17 protein-coding genes are annotated in these 16,087 nt (G+C 71.9%); 2 read left to right on the top strand and 15 right to left on the bottom strand.

Annotated features, from left to right (window positions below):
- Positions 1–13 precede the first annotated feature (13 nt).
- From NZH93_RS19235 to NZH93_RS19280, 10 genes are all read right to left on the bottom strand, one after another.
- Entirely contained in the window at positions 14–466 is a 453-nt protein-coding gene (locus NZH93_RS19235; protein ID WP_259624490.1) for a hypothetical protein, read from the bottom strand.
- A complete protein-coding gene (locus tag NZH93_RS50720; RefSeq protein ID WP_259624491.1) occupies positions 463–3,234 on the bottom strand; it encodes an FtsK/SpoIIIE domain-containing protein in 2,772 nt (923 codons plus the stop codon). Before NZH93_RS50720 ends, NZH93_RS19235 begins: the two co-directional genes overlap by 4 nt.
- A 1-nt stretch (position 3,235) precedes the next feature.
- A complete protein-coding gene (locus NZH93_RS19245; RefSeq protein ID WP_259624492.1) occupies positions 3,236–3,487 on the bottom strand; it encodes a hypothetical protein in 252 nt (83 codons plus the stop codon).
- 1 nt (position 3,488) lies between these two features.
- Positions 3,489–3,749 carry a hypothetical protein gene (locus NZH93_RS19250; protein WP_259624493.1) on the bottom strand — a complete coding sequence of 87 codons (261 nt, stop codon included), beginning with the start codon at positions 3,747–3,749 and terminating at the stop codon, positions 3,489–3,491.
- Positions 3,750–3,888: 139 nt separating this feature from the next.
- Positions 3,889–4,689, bottom strand: coding sequence for a hypothetical protein (locus NZH93_RS19255; protein WP_259624494.1), 801 nt, complete (start codon positions 4,687–4,689; stop codon positions 3,889–3,891).
- 59 nt (positions 4,690–4,748) lie between these two features.
- Positions 4,749–5,981 carry a hypothetical protein gene (locus NZH93_RS19260; protein ID WP_259624495.1) on the bottom strand — a complete coding sequence of 411 codons (1,233 nt, stop codon included), beginning with the start codon at positions 5,979–5,981 and terminating at the stop codon, positions 4,749–4,751.
- 10 nt (positions 5,982–5,991) lie between these two features.
- A complete protein-coding gene (locus tag NZH93_RS19265) occupies positions 5,992–6,780 on the bottom strand; it encodes an alpha/beta fold hydrolase (protein ID WP_259624496.1) in 789 nt (262 codons plus the stop codon).
- Positions 6,781–7,398, bottom strand: a complete 618-nt coding sequence (locus tag NZH93_RS19270) for a DUF4232 domain-containing protein (protein WP_259624497.1) — start codon at positions 7,396–7,398, stop codon at positions 6,781–6,783.
- A gap of 136 nt (positions 7,399–7,534) precedes the next feature.
- On the bottom strand, positions 7,535–8,587 hold the full coding sequence (locus NZH93_RS19275; protein ID WP_259624498.1) for a gamma-glutamylcyclotransferase family protein: 1,053 nt from the start codon (positions 8,585–8,587) through the stop codon (positions 7,535–7,537).
- 168 nt (positions 8,588–8,755) lie between these two features.
- Complete coding sequence (locus NZH93_RS19280; protein WP_308214214.1) at positions 8,756–9,121, bottom strand: winged helix-turn-helix transcriptional regulator; 366 nt, start codon at positions 9,119–9,121, stop codon at positions 8,756–8,758.
- A gap of 84 nt (positions 9,122–9,205) precedes the next feature.
- Here NZH93_RS19280 and NZH93_RS19285 point away from each other — a divergent pair, with 84 nt between their 5' ends.
- A complete protein-coding gene (locus NZH93_RS19285; RefSeq protein WP_259624499.1) occupies positions 9,206–10,057 on the top strand; it encodes an SDR family oxidoreductase in 852 nt (283 codons plus the stop codon).
- 82 nt (positions 10,058–10,139) lie between these two features.
- Here NZH93_RS19285 and NZH93_RS19290 read toward each other — a convergent pair whose 3' ends face one another.
- Both NZH93_RS19290 and NZH93_RS19295 read right to left on the bottom strand, forming a co-directional pair.
- Positions 10,140–10,466 (bottom strand): LysR family transcriptional regulator, encoded by a 327-nt coding sequence (locus tag NZH93_RS19290; protein ID WP_259624500.1) that lies wholly within the window; start codon positions 10,464–10,466, stop codon positions 10,140–10,142.
- A 66-nt stretch (positions 10,467–10,532) separates the two neighbouring features.
- Positions 10,533–11,354 carry a PhzF family phenazine biosynthesis protein gene (locus tag NZH93_RS19295; protein ID WP_259624501.1) on the bottom strand — a complete coding sequence of 274 codons (822 nt, stop codon included), beginning with the start codon at positions 11,352–11,354 and terminating at the stop codon, positions 10,533–10,535.
- A gap of 74 nt (positions 11,355–11,428) precedes the next feature.
- Here NZH93_RS19295 and NZH93_RS19300 point away from each other — a divergent pair, with 74 nt between their 5' ends.
- Positions 11,429–12,253, top strand: coding sequence for a LysR family transcriptional regulator (locus NZH93_RS19300; protein WP_259624502.1), 825 nt, complete (start codon positions 11,429–11,431; stop codon positions 12,251–12,253).
- On the opposite strand, the gene NZH93_RS19305 is transcribed toward NZH93_RS19300, so the two are convergent.
- The 3 genes from NZH93_RS19305 to NZH93_RS19315 are packed head-to-tail and all read right to left on the bottom strand — an operon-like array spanning position 12,250 to position 16,022.
- The gene (locus NZH93_RS19305) at positions 12,250–12,768 is read right to left on the bottom strand and encodes a GNAT family N-acetyltransferase (protein ID WP_259624503.1); all 519 of its coding nucleotides are present in this window, start codon (positions 12,766–12,768) and stop codon (positions 12,250–12,252) included. The genes NZH93_RS19300 and NZH93_RS19305 overlap by 4 nt on opposite strands.
- A gap of 22 nt (positions 12,769–12,790) precedes the next feature.
- Positions 12,791–14,182, bottom strand: coding sequence for a P-loop NTPase family protein (locus NZH93_RS19310; protein ID WP_259624504.1), 1,392 nt, complete (start codon positions 14,180–14,182; stop codon positions 12,791–12,793).
- Between the two features lie 25 nt (positions 14,183–14,207).
- A complete protein-coding gene (locus NZH93_RS19315) occupies positions 14,208–16,022 on the bottom strand; it encodes a dynamin family protein (protein WP_259624505.1) in 1,815 nt (604 codons plus the stop codon).
- Positions 16,023–16,087: the final 65 nt, after the last annotated feature.

A 16,087-nucleotide genomic window follows, 5' to 3' on the forward strand; every position in this document is an offset into this window, starting at 1 on the left:
CACGACCGGGCCGTCACTCCTTCGCCTTGCGCCGCAGCAGGGTGCGCTTCTGCAACGAGTCCTCTAACGCCTGGAACGCCACGTCCATCGCGGTGTTGTACTCGCGCTGGTCGCGCGGCGGCACGCGCTCGTCCGGCTTCGGCATCGGCCGCATCGCCATCCACCGCTCGTCCCACAGCGCCTCGACGGCCTGCTCCCAGTGCAGGGCGACACCGAGCCTGACGACCTTCTCGCGCTCGATGGCGTCCGCCATCCGGTCCTGCGACTCGGCGAGCTTGGCCACCAGGTGGGCGACGCGCGCCTCGTCCTGCGCGCGCATCGCCGCGACCGCCTCACCGGCCGAACCGATGATCTCCTTGTACCGCTCGGCCGCCGAGCGGGTGTCCTGCGCGGGCTGGTGCACGGCACCGGTGCGCTGCTGGGGAACGACCGAGAAGTCGCACGTTCCGTTGGACTGCGTGTTCATGCTTTGTCCTCCCCCGTGTCGAACGGAATGACCACCTGCGGACGTGAGTGCTCGAACCGGTCGAAGTACAGGCCGCGCCGGGGTCGCGGGGACCACGCCATGACCTGCTCCGGGCCGATCGAGATCAGTTCCTTGCCCTGGACGTCGAAGGCGACCCACGCGCCGATGTCGTCGTACACGCCCGGAGGGAGGCTGCTCTTGAGCCGCTGCACGCCACGCCACCAGCCGAGCACGTGGGTGCGGTTCTCCGGGCCGTGCTTCAGGACCGTGCGCAGGCTGTCCACTCCGGACGCCCGCGTCGTCGGGTCTTTCTGCTCCAACCTGCTGTGCGCCGCGTCCACGGCGTACAGCACGAGGTAGTGCGGTTCCGGCGCGGTGGCCGCCGAGCCGGTGATGGTCTCGGTGAGCCGCTGCGCCGTGCGGTCGAGCAGTTCGCGGACGCCGTCGATGCGCACCACGTCCACCGCGTGACCCTCGGTGGAGAGCTGCTTCGCCAGCTTCTGCGCCGCGGTCTCGGCCTCGTCCACCAGGCAGCACAGCGTGAACCTGGCCTCGTGCGGCAGGCTCTGCCTGCCCAGTGAGATCGCCGCCGCGCCGAGGACGGCCGCCGCGTCCTGGAGCAGCGAGCCGATGACGGCGATGTTGCGGCCCGGTGTGCGGGCCAGCCGCACCTTGGCCGCGCTGCCCGCCACGTCGATCACCTGGCCCAGCAGCACGGTCGGCGTGACGTCGCCGGGGCGCAGCGCCTGGAAGTCCTCCGCGGCGTGCAGCGCGGGGACCCGGCTGCCGTCGAACAGGATCGGCTCCTCCAGGTCGGGGCGCCTGCGGCGGTGCAGCTCCCGTTGCAGGAAGTCGAACGTGCCCTTGCCGGTGGAGTCCGGGACGCGGGCGATCTCGTTGCCGTGCCGCACACCGGACTCGTGGTTCACGACGGCGTGCCAGCGCGGCAGCTCGACGGCCGCGTCGTTCTGCGGCTCGGCCAGCACCCGGCGGGCCTTGGGCAGCGCGATCCGGACGGTGAACTGCTCGAAGATGGCGGACTTGCCCCAGAAACCCTCGATCCCCGCCACGTCCTGGCTGCACAGCACCAGGTGGATGCCCTGCGAACGGCCGCGCCGGGCCACGTCCTCCAGTAGCTGCGTCGCCTGCTGGGTGACCTGGTCGCGCTCGCCGAACAGGTACTGGAACTCGTCGATCACCGCGACGATCCGCGGCCACCGGCCGTGCGGGTCCTCGGCGCGCAACTGCTCCAGCTTGGTGACCTCGTGCTGCTTCGCCGCGTCCGCGCGCCTGCGCATCTCGTCCGACAGGAACTTCAGCAGCGCCACGCCGAACTCGCGGTCGGTGTTCACGTTCACGCCGACCAGGCGCGCGTGCGGCAGCCAGCTCGGGTCCTTGCGGCCCGGCGCGAACTGCGCGAACGACACGCCCTCCTTGAAGTCCAGCACGTACAGCTCCAGCTCGTCCGGCGAGTACCGGGCGGCGAGGCTGCCGAGCATGGCGTACAGGAAGTTCGTCTTGCCGGAACCGCTCGGCCCGCCGATGAGGGCGTGCGGCGACGTGTCGCCCAGACCCAGCACCACGGGTTCGCCGTCCTGGTACCCGACGGGGGCGACGACACCCGCCGAGGAGCTCTCCATCCACAGGTGCTCCGGCAGCAGGTCGCCGAACGAGCCGAAGCGCGACCGGCGTTCCTCGCGCTTCTCCGCGATGGTCGCGCACGCCCTCGGCACGAGCGTGCGCGGGAAGGGCGGGTCCAGCGCCACGGACACGTGCTTGCCGGTCATGGTGCAGGTCGCGGTCTGGTCCTTGGCGAGCGTCACGGTCTCGATCGGCGAGTTCACCGTCACCGGGATGTCCACGATCACCAGCACGATGCCGCAGGCCAACCCGTTGCGCGCCACGCGCTGGAGCTGTTGCTGCTGCTCCTCCTTCAACGCCTGCCGGTTGCCGAACAGCACGGCGATCCGCCACGGCTCGGTGCGCCGCCCCGACCCGCTGACCGCGCGCACCGACAGGTGCCCGTCGACGAGGACGCTGGTGTGCACGCGGCGGATGTGGTCGGACAGCTCGTCCAGCAGCTCGTGCAGCCGGGACGGGTCGTGCACGGTCAGCAAACCCGCGCGGGTCAACGGGTACAGCCCCGGCAGCGAGCCGGTCAACTGGTTGACGTCCCACACGTGCACGTGGACGAGACCGGGCTGGAAGTGGCTGAGCACCCGCAGCAGCAGGTTCTCCACGAGACCGTCGGCCTGGTGCCTGCTGTCCGGAGTGGACGCGATGTGCAGGTGCGCCTGGTCCAGCAGGGGAACCGCGACGGGGAACTGCTGCTGCTCCGGCGCGCTGCGCACCGTGCCCGTGCCGATCCGCCACAGCTCCGGCACGGTCGCGCCGTCGGCGGTGCCCGCGTCGCCGAGCCACGACTCGTGCGGCCACGACGCCGAGCCGGGGGACACGCCCTGCACCAGCGAGGACAACTGGTCCGGGCCGCGTTCGGACCACGTGCGGAACGCGTCCACGCGGTCCATCAACGCCCGTGCGAGCCTGCTGGAGAACGCCGGGTTGGCGAGCGCCTTCTCCAGCAGCGGGTCTTCGAGCGCGCGGTCTACCCCTCCACCGCGCAGCATCACCTCGAACATGTCGCGAGCGCGCTCGTCCGCCAGTTCGCGGTGCTCACGTGACGCGTTGCCCAGCGCGGCGGCCACGGAGAGGCGGAACTCCTCGAAGGAGTCCTCCACCTTCCTGCGGCGTTCGTCGCGTCTGCTCACGTCACAGCTCCACCGCTAGCCGCTGCACCAGTTCGAGGCTGTTCACCATCAGCGACAACTGGTCGGGGAACCTGTCCTTGGCCGCCGCGAAACCCGCGGGCACCAAGGGTTCCGGGTGGTTCGCCCCCGCGTCGGACAGCAGTTCGACGGCCTCGTCCAGTGCCTTCTGCGCCTCGCGCACGCTGCGGTAGGCATCCCTCAGGTGGTCGCAGCTCAGTTCGAGCGCGACCTTGACCTCCGCGACCGACGTCACGTCACAGCCTGGAGTTGATGCCCTCGGCCTGGGAGATCCCAGCGCCCAGGTGCTTCTGGAGGTCGCTCACGCCGTTGATGACCTCGGCGAACTGGGCGTTGGCCTGCTCGGCGTCCGACTGGGCGCTGCCCTGCACGGCCGTGCTCAGCAGGGCTTGCGCGTCCTCGGCCAGATCGGCTGCCTGCTGGAGGGCTGCGGCGCTCTGGCCTGCCTTCTCGATCGCCTGGGCGATCGCGGCACGGACCTCTTCGATGCTGGCCATGTCGGCTCCGACCCTCTCCGAGTGCACGGGTGGCCGTAGACCGACCACCCTATTAGTACCGAATGTTTCAAGCTTCACAAGAAAGATGGGCCGGGCGAGTGAGCTTCATGATTCACTCGCCCGGACCTTGCTGTTGATCTTATCCGGGTTCGGTCCACTCCGTTGTGGACGCCACGGAAGCGGTCATCTCCAGCGCGACGATCCCGGATTCCGGGGTGGGGGTCGCTGACCAGCGAATAGTCGCCGAGTCACCGGTTTCCTCCATCTCGGACCAGTCCGACAGGCCTAGCTGGGACACGGCCGTGTGTAGCGCGGTAGTGGGCGAGTTGACACTCGACCCGAGGTCCAGGTGAACGCTGAGTAGAGGGTCATGTGCCACCACACGGGTGATGCTGCCCCCGTTGGACACCCGACTCGCTACAGCCCGCGCTTGCCATTCCGCCCCGGCCCGCCGCTCGGCCGCCACGTCCACCCGCAGGGTCAACCGCACCCACGTCTGGCTGGGGCTTTCCACCTCGGCAGGCTCATCGGGGACCTCTTCGGACGGTCGCCGATCGGGGTCGCCGCCCACCCAGGACTCCACGAGCATCCGCTCGGCACCCGGAACGAGCACCTCCAGCGCGTCCGGGTCGTCCAGCACGGTCCACGCCGTCGGCGGCTCGCACGCCACCCGCGGCATCGGAACGCCGTCGCCGAGCAACCGCACGAACGCCCGCACCGACCGCGCCAGCGCGCCCGCCACGTTCTCCGACACCCGCTCGGCGCTCGGCGCGCAGATCGTCACCGACCAGCACCCCGGCTCCTCGTCGGAGCAGTCGCCCGCCTGCACGACCCGCCCGCCGATCCGGTCGACGAGGCCCGCGCAAGCGACGCGCGCCTGCTGCTCGTCATCGGCCCCGACCACCACGGTGATCACGAGCTCCAGGTCTTCCTCAGCCATCAGGGCGAATTCTCCACGAACGTGTCACGGCGGTGCACAGCAGTGGCCCCAGCGGTCCCTCAGCGCCTCGACGCCGCCTTGAACGCGGCCTTGCGCGCCGCCTTGGCGGTCTTCTTCTCCGGGTGCCGGTCGCCGATCAGGGTGAGCACGGCGGCGGCGTCGGGGTGGGGGAGGCGCCAGACGTGGTCGAACAGGGCGGTCTCGTCGCCGTCGGCCGCCGTGGCCAGTTCCTCGGCGATGGCGGCCCGGTCGTCCGGGTCCGTGGTGACGGCCAGGGTGTCCACCAGCAGCCACGCGCGGTCGGCGGGCTCGTGGGGGCGGGTGAGGGCGCGCTGGGCGTAGGGGCGTAGCCCAGGGGTGTCCAGGGCGGACTCCCAGGCGGTCGCGGCGTCGACCGGGATGTCCGCGATGGTGGTCGCGGCGAACACCCGGCCCGTGGCGTCCACGGCGGCGGCCAGCAGCTCGGCCGCGGCGTCGGCGGGCGAGCGCAGTGCCAGCCAGGCGGCGGTGTCGGCGCGCAGCTCGTCGGGGGTGAGCGCGGCGGTCGCGGCGACCAGGTCGGCGGCGGTCATGTCGGCCACGGCGGGCATCGGCGGGATGGTGAAACCGCCGTCGCACATCTGGTCGCGCATGGTCGCCGCGCCGAGGCCGGTCATGCGGGCGTACGGCGCGTCGGACTCCGAGGCGTCGAACTCCACGGCGCCGAGCGCCTCCAGCCGGTTCAGCAGCACGTGCGAGGGGTCGCCGTTGGCGGTGACGTAGGCGTCCCAGCGCTCGGGCGGGTTCTGCTCCAGCGCCGCCGCGCGGGCCATGGCGCTGAACTCCGCGAGCGCGAGCCCGGCGCTCCTGGCCATGAACAGGGCGGTCATGGTGGCGCCGCCGACGCCCTCGAGGTCGAGGTCGTCGCCGGAGTCGATCGTCATCGACTCGATGACCAGGTGCGTGTACGCCTCGTCCCACAGCTCCAGGACGGCCTCGTCGCCACCGGTGCGCCACGGCTCGGCGCTCGGGCCGAGCGACGCCAGGTTGGAGTCCTCGTCGACCTCGACGAACCCGACGGCGTGCGCCAGGTACCAGACCTGGTCCAGCGAGTCGGACAGGTCGCCGTCGAAGTCGTCGAAGTCGGAGTCCTCGTACACCCTGCGGCCGTCGGCCCACGTGGACAGCGCGAGCGCCTGCCCGAGCAGCGCGCTGGAGCGCGCCGCCGCCACGAGGTCGGTGGTCGCGGGCGTCCGCAGCGGCGGGAGGGTGGCCGGCAGGCCGAGAGCGCTTGGGAGGTCGAATTCCGCCATGCGCGGGACCTTAGAGCTTCAGCGCTCCCCGCACGAAGGCGACCACGTCGGCCAGCACCTCGTCGCGGTTGGTCTCGTTGAACACCTCGTGCCGCGCGCCGGGGTAGACGCGCTCGGTGAACGCGCTGCCGCGGATCCGGTCCGTGCCCGCCCTGGTGTCGGCGATCGGCACGAGCCGGTCGTCGTCGCCGTGCAGCCACAGCGTCGGCAGGTCGCCCAGCGGCTCGCCGGAGCCCACCGCGTCCAGCGCGCGTTCCAGCGACTCCAGCGTCCGGCGGTCCAGCCCGCCGTGCCACACCAGCGGGTCGGCGGCGTACGCGGTGCCGACGTCCGGATCGCGCGACAGCACGGCCGGGTCGATCGGGGTGTCCGGGATCTCTTTAGCGGACAACAGGTCCAGGCCCTGCCACGCGCCGAGCACCGGCGCCGACAGCACGAGCGCGGCCAGCTCGTGGCCGTGCGCCTGCGCGTAGCGCGCGGCGACGAGACCGCCGACCGAGTGTCCGATGAGGACGGTCGGCAGGGGCGTGGCGATCGAGCGGGTCACCGCGCGCACGTCCGCGACCAGCGCGTCGACGTCGGTGATCAGCGCCCGTTCGCCCTCCGAACCGCCGTGCCCGACCAGGTCGCCGCCCACGACGAGCGCGCCGGCGTCACCGAGCGCCGCCGCCACGTGCTCGTAGCGGCCGAGGTGCTCGGCGTAGCCGTGCACCAGCACGGCGAGCCATCGGGCCTCCAGGTTCGGCCAGGTGTGGACCGCGAGTTCGCCCGCGTGGCCGGTGACGTTGGATTCGATCACCTAGGCAGGGTAGAACGCGCTCATCTGGATCTGTCCGGCACCGCACACCGGACCGAAGGTCCAGGGGAACTCGATCTGCTCCGTGTCGTCGGGCGCGATGGCCGCGGCGGCGTTCGCCTCGGGCTCGCACGGGCCGGTCACGCTCTCGCCACCGGTCGGGACGACGGTCCAGCGCAGGTTGGCCTTGGCGGAGGCGTTCGGCGCGACAGTCACGGCGGTGGGGCCGGGGTCGAGGTCGCGCTTGGTCGACGTGGGCACGGCCGTGCCACTGGCCAGCAACTGGAACCCGCTGTACCCGGTCAGCGTGCACGGGGCCGTGCCGATGTTGGTGAAGACCAGCTTGGCGTAGCGCTGGCCCGCGCCCGCGTCCTCCTCCTCGACCTTCGCGGCCAGCGAGTCGGCGACGCACTTCGTCGACTGCGGTGCCTGGGCGGCGTCCTGGGGAGCCGTCGACTGCGGCACCGACCGCGTCGGGGACGGGGGCGCCGTGGACGAGGTCGAGGACGGAGCGGTGGTGGGGATCGAGGGCATCCCGCCGCTCGTGGTCCGCTCGTCGCCGCACGCGGACACCACCAGCGCCAGTCCGAGGAAACCGCAGGCGATCGGTCGTCGGCTCATGTCAGTCCTCCCTGATCCGCCGTCCGCGGGGAACGGCTCGGTCGTGGTCGTACCAGGAGGACGGGACAGCTCGCCGAGTGGTTGGCCCCGATCGTCGGAAATTCACCAAATCGAGTAGCTGGAGGGGTGAAGGTGACTAAACCGCCCAGCCGCCGGGCAGGACGGGCAGGCCCTCGACGCTCTCGCCCCACAGGTAGGTCCAGCTCACGGTGCCGTCGGGCAGCACGACCCGGCCCCGGCGGTACTCGTCGCCCTCGTACTTGTCGAGCACCGGGAACGCGGCCTCGGGCGCGACCAGCCGCACCAGGTGGCCGGGCACGCCGGGGCCGTCGCCGGGCCGCAGCGCCGGGTAGCCCCGGCCGGTGTCGTGCAGGGTGCCGGGCAGCGTCACGGCCACCGGCCTGCCCTCCACGTGCTCCTCCAGCAGGCTCCAGTGCGACCCGCCCGGCTGGAGCGTGCCGTAGACGAACAGCCGGTCCGGCCAGTCGTCCGGCGACGGGTCGCCGAGCACGGGCGTGAGGTCGAGGCCGTCGGTGTCCGCGGCCCACCCGTTGAGCCCGCGCGCCCGGCGCTGGTCGACCTCGGAGCACCGCACCCGCACGCCGTGCACGAGCAGCGGCATCCGCCGCATCCCGGCCCCGGTGTAGGCCAGCACGGAGTCGACCTCGGCACCGTCGAACAGGGTGATCCGGCCCGTGTGCAGCCGTACGAGCCGGTAGCGCAGCCCGCGGCCCTCGCACCGGTCGAGCACCCGGAGCTGGTCGGCCGTGGCCATCCAGACGGCGTGCTCCTCGACGACGCCGGGCGCCGCGGCCAGCGTCGCGGGCCGTTCGCCGTCGCGCGCCCTCAGGCCCGCCGCCCACACCGCCGCGATGCCCTCGCAGCGGGCCCGCAGCACGACCGCGGGACCGGTCAGGCCCATTTCCTCGCGGAGCCAGGTCACCTTGGCGGGGTTCGCGTTCGACCCGTAGGCGAGCACCGGCATCCGCGCCGCGAGCGGCGGTTCGCCCTGGTCGGCGAGCCAGTCGTCGAGGTCCTGCCCGTCGGGCGCGACCCGCCACCCGGAGTCGGTCGACGGGTCCGGGGTGACCGGCCAGCCCTCGCCGTCGAGGTGGACGAAGCAGGCATCCGGCCGGGTTCCCGGATACGGCAGGGCCGGATGCAGGTCGTCCGTGAATGGCTGCGTCATGACCCCATTCTGACAAAGCTCACCTGGAATTCATGTGCTGTTCGTCGAACAGCGGGTCTGCTCCTCCGATCTCTGGCCTGGGTCACCTCGATTCGTCGTGATCGGAAGTGCTGCTTGATCGATTCGAGATAGGAGGTCTGATGGTGAGGCGGCACACTCCGGGCGCGCCTAGGCCCGCGAGGTGTCGTAGGCCTGCTGGGCGGTCAGGATCTCCGGCATGGAGCCGGTGATCCAGTCGAACAGGCCCCTGACCTGCCGCGAGACTTGCACGCCCAGCGGCGTGAGGGTGTAGTCGACGTGCGGCGGGATCACCGGGTGCACCTCGCGGTGCACCAGCCCGTTGCGCTCCAGCGCCTGGAGCGTCTGGGCGAGCATCTTCTCGCTGATCCCGTTCACCGTCCGGCGCAGTTCGCCGAACCGCAGCGTGCCGTCGAGCAGCGCGCCGAGCACCAGCGAACCCCAGTGGCTGGCGATGACGCCGACGACTTCGCGGGACGGGCAGTTCCGGTTGTACACGTTCGCGGTAGCGGCCATGAACTGCATGCTAACCAAATCGGCAGTATCGGAGAATAAGGTAGGTACTTACGAAACCGCAGGAACGCTCCTAGCGTCGCCGCCATGACGACACTGATCACCGGAGCGACCGGCAAGCTCGGCGGGCTGACCACCGGGCACCTGCTGGACCGGGTGCCCGCGACCGAGGTCGCGGTCTCGGTGCGCGACCCAGCGAAGGCCGCGGCGCTCGCCGCGAAGGGCGTCGACGTGCGCCGCGGCGACTTCGACCGGCCCGAGGAACTCGACTTCACCGGCGTGGACCGGCTGCTGCTCATCTCCGCCGACGGCCCGGACGACGTGCGGATCACCAAGCAGGCCGCGGCGGTGCGCGCCGCGCGGGACGCCGGTGTCGGGCACATCGCCTACACCAGCGTGGTCGACGCCCCCACGACCCCGATCGGGTTCGCACGGGTGCACCGCGCGACGGAGGAGGTGATCGCGGCCAGCGGCATCCCGTACACGTTCCTGCGCAACGCGATGTACCACGAGAACTACACGCTCCCGCTGGCCGCCGCGTACGAGCGGGGCGCGCTGATCAGCGCCGCGGGCGACGGCGGCAACGCGACCGCTTCCCGCGACGACCTGGCGCTGGCCGCCGCGGTCGTGCTGAGCACCGACGGCCATGAGAACACCGCCTACGAGCTGACCGGGCCGCGCGCCTGGACGTTCGCCGAACTCGCCGCGCTCGCGAGCCGCGCCACCGGGAAACCGCTGGCGCACCAGGAGGTCCGGCCCGTCGACTACCTGGCGGAGCTGCGGGCGGGCGGTGTGCCGGACTTCCTGGCCGAGCTGTTCGTCGACCACCACGCGCACATCCGCGACGGCGTGCTGTCGACCGTGCGGCCGGATCTGGAGGAGCTGGTCGGCCGCCCGCTGACAACGATCGAGCAGGCGGTCCGGGTCAGCCTGACCTGACCACGGGGGCGGCGTCGCCACCGGCGCGGGATCGGTGGGCGCGTGGGTGAACACCTGGCGCGTCCACTCCGCCGCGAGCCCTTCAGGCCGTGTGGCCGCCACCGGGGCGGTCTTCGGCGGCGCTCAGCGCGACGGTCTCCCGCGCCCGCTCGCGAGCCGGGTCGAGCAGTCCCGCCACCTCGTCCAGCACCCGCCTCGCCGTCGCGACCACCTGCCTGCCGAGGTCGGTGGGCACGCTGCCGACGGACGTCCGCTCGAACAGCCGCCCACCGATGATCAGCTCCACGGTCCGCAACTGCGCGCTCATCGCGGGCTGCGTCAGCCCCAGCCGAGCCGCGGCCTTCGTGACGCTGCCCTCTTCGGCGATGGCGCAGACCGCGCGCAGGTGGCGCAACTCCAAGTCGGGCACACCCGCTCTTGTATCCCCCTTCGCGCCGGGCCGCCACCCGTCGAACGGGCGAACCCCGTCGACGGGTCAGGCCCCCAGCGCGACCGCGGCCCCGCTCACCGACACCCGCGCGTCCCCCTCCTCGACCTCCACCACCAGTTCGCTGGCCCGCCCCATCTCCACCCCCTGGTGGATCACCAGGGTTCGAGTCCCGGACACCAGCCCCAGAGCCCGCAGGTAACCCCCGAACGCCGCCGCCGCGGCCCCGGTGGCCGCGTCCTCGACCACCCCGCCGACCGGGAACGGCTCCCGCACGTCGAAGACGTCCTCGGACCTCTGGTGGAACAGGTGGGCGGTGATCAACCCGGCGGACCGCAGCACCTCCGCCAGCGCGGCGAAGTCGTAGTCCAGCGACGCCAGCCTCTCCCGCCGCCCCACCCCGATCACCAGGTGCCCGGCACCGCCGTGGGCGACGTGCACCGGCCACGACACGTCATCCCGGTCCCACCCCAGTGCCCGCAACGCCCCGTCGACCACCTCGGCCGGAGCCTCCACCGACCGGGTCGGCACGCTCGTCAACCTCGCCCGCCCACCGGAAACCCCCACCCGGACCCGCCCGGCGGCGGTCTCGAACACGAGGTCCCCGTCCCCGATCCGCTCGCCGAGCGCCACGGCGGTGGCCACGGTCGCGTGCCCGCAGAACGGCACCTCCACCACCGGGCTGAAGTACCGCACGTCGAACGACCGGTCCCCGGTGGGCACCGCGAAAGCGGTCTCCGAGTACCCCACCGAGGCCGCGGTCTCCAGCATCCGAGCCGCGTCCCACCCACCGGCGTCCAACACCACCCCGGCCCGGTTACCGCCATCGGGATCGGTGCTGAACGCCGTGTACCGCAGGATTTCCGTCATACCGCAAGCATCCCCACCACGGCTGATCGAGTCCAACGATGACAACCGATACCCACTATCGATAACATCGATCCATGGACACCAGGCTCCTGCGAACGTTGCAGGTCCTCGCCAGGACGGGCAGCTTCACCGCTACCGCGACCGAGCTCCACGTCGTGCAGTCGACCGTCACGACCCACATCAAGCTCCTCGAACGCCACTTGGGCGCGCGCCTCTTCGACCGCCTCCCCTCCGGGGCCAAGCCGACCGAGGCTGGCGAGAGGGTGCTGGCCGCCGCGCAGGAGGTCCTGGCCGCCGAGCAGAGGCTGCTCGACACCGTCCAGGGCACCCCCGCGGTCGCGGGCGACGTCCGCCTCGGCGCCCCGGAGTCCATGTGCGCGTACCGGTTGCCCACGATCATCGCGGACCTCGCCCTGCGGTGGCCAGGGGTCACCGTGCACCTGACGCCGGTCGGCACCCGCCGAGCGCTGGACGCGGTCCACGACGGCGGGCTGGACCTGGCGCTGGTGCTGGAGGACGACCCGCCGTCCACGACCCTGGACGCCACCCCGGTCGGCTCCGAGCGCATCGACCTCGTCGCCGCGCCGAACCACCCGGACACCGGCCGGTACTTCCTGCTGGAGGAGGGCTGCTCGTACACCGACCGGTTCGCCCGCGACCTGGCCGACGCGCACCCGACCCGGTTCGGCAGCATCGAGGCCGCGCGCTCGTGCGTGGTGGCGGGGCTGGGCCTGTCGGTGCTGCCCAGGGTCTCCGTGGCCGACCAGCTCGCCGACGGGACGCTGCGGTGCGTGGCCGAACTGCCCGAGTCGACCCTGTTCCTGGTCACCGACCCGCGCCGGACGGCGAGCGCGGCGGTCCGCGTCGCCTGCCAGGCACTGAAGGCCCTGTCCGACTAGTCCGCCGTCGGGACGTGCCCGACGTAGACGTGCACGAGCCGACCGGCCTGGGTCTCGTCCACCTCGCTGTGGTCGTGGACCAGGCCGATCTTGGCCATCACCCGCCCGGACGCGTCGTTGCCGTCCTGGAACTGCGCCACGACCCGGCGCACACCGGGCTGCCGGAACGCCTCGTCGCGGACCGCGGTCGCCATCTCGGTCGCGAGCCCGCGCCCCCACGCGGCGGGCGCCACCCACCAGCCCAGCTCGATCGTCCCGGCGTCCCGGTACGTCATCGACGCCACCCCGAGGAACTCACCCGTCCCGCTGTCGAGCGCCGCCCGCCAGCCGTACCCGTACCGCCGCCAGTGGGCGAGCACCGAGCGGTGCCGCTCCGTCGCGTACTCCCGGTTCCACGGCTTGCCGTCGACGATGTGGCGGACGATCCGCTCGTCGCTCGCCAGCACCAGGAGTTCGACGAGGTGCTCCTCGCGCCAGCGGACCAGGGACAGCCGTGCCGTCGTGAGGGTGGTCATGGCCCCATGATCCCCCGCGCGATCAGCCGAGGCCGGACAACATCCCCTCGCACGACCGGACCACCACGGTCGCGGCCCGCCGCTGGTCCTGGTCCAGCACCGGGTTGGCCGCCTGCTCGCGCCACCGCGCCAGCAGGTCCGCGACCAGGTACCGCTGCTCGGTCTCGTCGGCCTCGTACTCCAGGCCGAGCCGGGCCTGCACGGCCGTGCCGAGACCGCCGACGATCCGGGACGCCTCCGTCTCCAGCGCGCCGGGCAGCCGGGTGCGACCGCACTGGAGCGCGGCGAGGAGCCGCAGCTCGCGGACGTCGTGCGCGCTCGCGACGATCCGCTCCAGGTCCATCACGATCTTGCGCGCGGCGGGTTTCGGCTCGGCGCGCAGCACGACGTCCAGCGCCAGCAGCGCGGACCGGGCCTTGAGCACCTCGCGGCGCTCGGTGAAGTACTGGCCGATCGAGTCGCGCAGCTCGCCGAGACCGCTGCGCTGCACCAGTTGCGTGACCAGCTTGACCTGCGTGTCGAAGCCCTGGCGGATCAGCGTCGCGGTCAGCCGCACGCCGAAGATGCCGTAGCGCTCCAGCAGGGCCTGCCGCACGGACGGGTCCATCACGACCGGGAAGTCGCCGCCGACGAACCGGTCCGCGGACAGCAGGTGGTCCTCCAGCTCGGCGCGGGGCAGCGCGGCCAGCGCCGCCAGCGCGGTGAACTCCTCCGGCCGCATGGTCCTGGCCGCCACGGCGATCAGGCCCGCGACCGCGACCACGTTCTGGCACAGCGGCTGCACCCGCGCCTCGCGCCGGTAGCGGCGGGCGATCTGCTTGGTCGACGACAGCGCGTCGATCCGGCCCGCGCCGATCTCGTCGGCCTTCGCCAGCACCACCACGGTGTTGATCGGCGACGACCGCGCGATCGGGTTGTCGTGCGCGGCCTGGAGGTACTTCAGGTCCACGTCCTGGAGGTGCCGCATCAGGTACAGCACCGCGTCGGCCTCGCGGTACACCTGGTCGCTCGTCGCGGTGGGGGGCGTGTCGATGATCGTCGCGTCGCGCAGCGCCCGCGTCGGCCAGTCCACGATCACCCGGTCGACCTGGTCCCACATGCCCATCTCGACGTGCGCCCGGCCGTCGCGGCGCACCACCGGCACCTCCTGCGGCCCGCTCGGCGTGAACGCGGTGGCCCGCGCCCGCACGCCGTCGCGGTACCAGGTGAACCCGCGGCCGGGCGTGAACTCCTCGCCGAGCAGCGCGTTCACGACGGTGGACTTGCCGATCCGGGTCGAGCCCGCGACGGCGATCCGCACCGGCTCGCCGAACCGCACGAGCTGGTTGCGCAGCCAGCTCGTCGCGCGCGGGCTGTCGCGGTAGACGATCAGGGCTTCGTTGAGCAGCCCCAGCACCTTGTTCTCCAGGCTCACTTCGGCTCCGCCGCGTCGGTGGACCTCACGCCGAGATACCCAGCGCGACCTGGGACCCCCCGAGCACCTGCACCCGCTTGTACAGCTCCACCAGCTTGTCCAGGTCGTGCCGCACCTCGATGGTGCGGCGCTCGCGCTTGCTCGCGTCGTCCTGCACGGCCCGCCGCGCGCTGCGCGCCGACTCCAGCAGGGTCTCCTGCAACTCCTCGGCCAACGTGCTGAAGTGGTTGCGGAGACTGCGCTGCACGTGCCGGGCCGCGTCGCGGCAGTCCTTGCTGAACTTGATGAAGAAGTCGTCCACGTGCCGCTGGGCGGCGTTCTTCGCGGCGGCCTGGCGGCGCTTGAGCCTGGCGTCGCCCTCGTCCTTGATGCTCTTGCCGCCGAACAGCGCGCCCGCGCCGATCGACACGACGTTGATCAGCGGCATCCCGGCGAGGCTGGTGACAAGGCCGAACATCAGCACACCACCGTAGGAGCCGCGCAGACCCGTGAACAGCTTCTGGCTGACGGTGAACTTCTCGATGTTCGGCCGTTCGATCGCGGAGATCCGCTCCAGCACGTCCTCCGGGAAGATCGAGCCGGGCAGCAGGTCCTCGCGGTAGACCGGGAAGCTCTTCGCGACCTTCTCCGCGACCCACTCCGACCGGTCCAGCAGCCAGGCGAAGTTCTTCGCGCCCGCTTCGGTGAGGTTGTCCTCCAGCCACTGCTCGAAGGAGTCCCAGCCCTTCGCCGGGTCGGCCTCGTCGAACGTCTTGTCCACCTCGCGGAGGATCTTGCGGGTCCGGTCGCGCAGGTCGAACTCGATGTCGGACACCAGGTCCGCCATCTCGTCGGCGAGCACGGTCTGCCAGCGCGCCGAGCGCCGCCGCAGCTCGTCGACCCGCCGCTGGGCCTCGTGCAGCGCGCCGATCGTGTCCTCGGTGCGCTTGGTGTTCTGCACCGTCAGCTCCTGCTTCAACGGCGCCACGAGCTGCTGGATCGCCGACGCGGCGGACACGGCCACCACCCGGCGCGCGAGCTGGTCGGCCGCCGAGACGATGTCGCGCTGCACGCACGCCAGCAGGTCGGGGAAGCCGGACTCGGCGTTGAGGACCTTGTCGCCGGTCTGCGCGGCCCGCAGCCGCAGCGCCGACGACACGGCGAACACCTTGGCGCTCACGCCCGCGCGGGCGAGCTGCGCCTGGTTGGTCTCCAGCACCCGCCGCCACTGCGGGCAGATGTCGGTCTTGGTGAGGACCACCGTCACGTTCGGGCAGTTCGTGATGACCTGCTTGAGCAGCTCCAGCTCCGTGGCGGTCAGCTCGCTCGTCGCGTCCGACACCAGCAGCACCGCGTCCGCCTGCATCAGTGCGGCGAACGTGCTCGCGGTGTGCGCGGACCTCAGGTCGCCGACGCCGGGGGTGTCGATCAGCACCAGCCCGGACGTGAGCAGGGCGCGCGGGATGCCGACCTCGGCCCGGACGACCTCGCCGGAGTACCCGGCGCTGACCTCCTTGGCGAGCTGGTCGAGCGCCACCGGCACGCGTTCGGTCGGGTTGTCCGTGATCGCGCGTCTGGCCACGGGGTTGCGGACCAGCGCGGCGGAGGGGGTCTCGGCGTGCTGCACGAAGGTGGGCACGGTGGTGGTGATGTCGTCACCGACCGCGCACACGGGGGCGTTCACGAGGGCGTTGACCAGTTGGCTCTTGCCCTGCTTCGCCTCGCCGATCACCAGCACTCTGAGCTTGGGATCCAGTTGTCGGGCCCGCTTCTCGCGCAACCGTTCTGCCAGGTCGGGACGGTTGTGCGTGGTGCAAGCCCCGATCGTCTCGTCGAGCACGTCGAGCCAGGGGGCGGCCATCACCCGACAGAGTGTGCCGTGTTCACCCTGCTGGGTGAAAGGGAGAGGGTCGGGGGGCGGGGCGA

The sequence above is a fragment of the Umezawaea endophytica genome (assembly GCF_025061645.1).
Taxonomy (GTDB): Bacteria; Actinomycetota; Actinomycetes; order Mycobacteriales; family Pseudonocardiaceae; genus Umezawaea; species Umezawaea endophytica.

Bases quoted from the DNA above. Each gene is read 5' to 3' on its own strand.
- NZH93_RS19235 (WP_259624490.1), bottom strand. From the start codon at position 466: ATGAACACGCAGTCCAACGGAACGTGCGACTTCTCGGTCGTTCCCCAG.
- NZH93_RS19250 (WP_259624493.1), bottom strand. From the start codon at position 3,749: ATGGCCAGCATCGAAGAGGTCCGTGCCGCGATCGCCCAGGCGATCGAG.
- NZH93_RS19255 (WP_259624494.1), bottom strand. From the start codon at position 4,689: ATGGCTGAGGAAGACCTGGAGCTCGTGATCACCGTGGTGGTCGGGGCC.
- NZH93_RS19260 (WP_259624495.1), bottom strand. From the start codon at position 5,981: ATGGCGGAATTCGACCTCCCAAGCGCTCTCGGCCTGCCGGCCACCCTC.
- NZH93_RS19270 (WP_259624497.1), bottom strand. From the start codon at position 7,398: ATGAGCCGACGACCGATCGCCTGCGGTTTCCTCGGACTGGCGCTGGTG.
- NZH93_RS19275 (WP_259624498.1), bottom strand. From the start codon at position 8,587: ATGACGCAGCCATTCACGGACGACCTGCATCCGGCCCTGCCGTATCCG.
- NZH93_RS19280 (WP_308214214.1), bottom strand. From the start codon at position 9,121: ATGGCCGCTACCGCGAACGTGTACAACCGGAACTGCCCGTCCCGCGAA.
- NZH93_RS19285 (WP_259624499.1), top strand. From the start codon at position 9,206: ATGACGACACTGATCACCGGAGCGACCGGCAAGCTCGGCGGGCTGACC.
- NZH93_RS19295 (WP_259624501.1), bottom strand. From the start codon at position 11,354: ATGACGGAAATCCTGCGGTACACGGCGTTCAGCACCGATCCCGATGGC.
- NZH93_RS19300 (WP_259624502.1), top strand. From the start codon at position 11,429: ATGGACACCAGGCTCCTGCGAACGTTGCAGGTCCTCGCCAGGACGGGC.
- NZH93_RS19305 (WP_259624503.1), bottom strand. From the start codon at position 12,768: ATGACCACCCTCACGACGGCACGGCTGTCCCTGGTCCGCTGGCGCGAG.
- NZH93_RS19315 (WP_259624505.1), bottom strand. From the start codon at position 16,022: ATGGCCGCCCCCTGGCTCGACGTGCTCGACGAGACGATCGGGGCTTGC.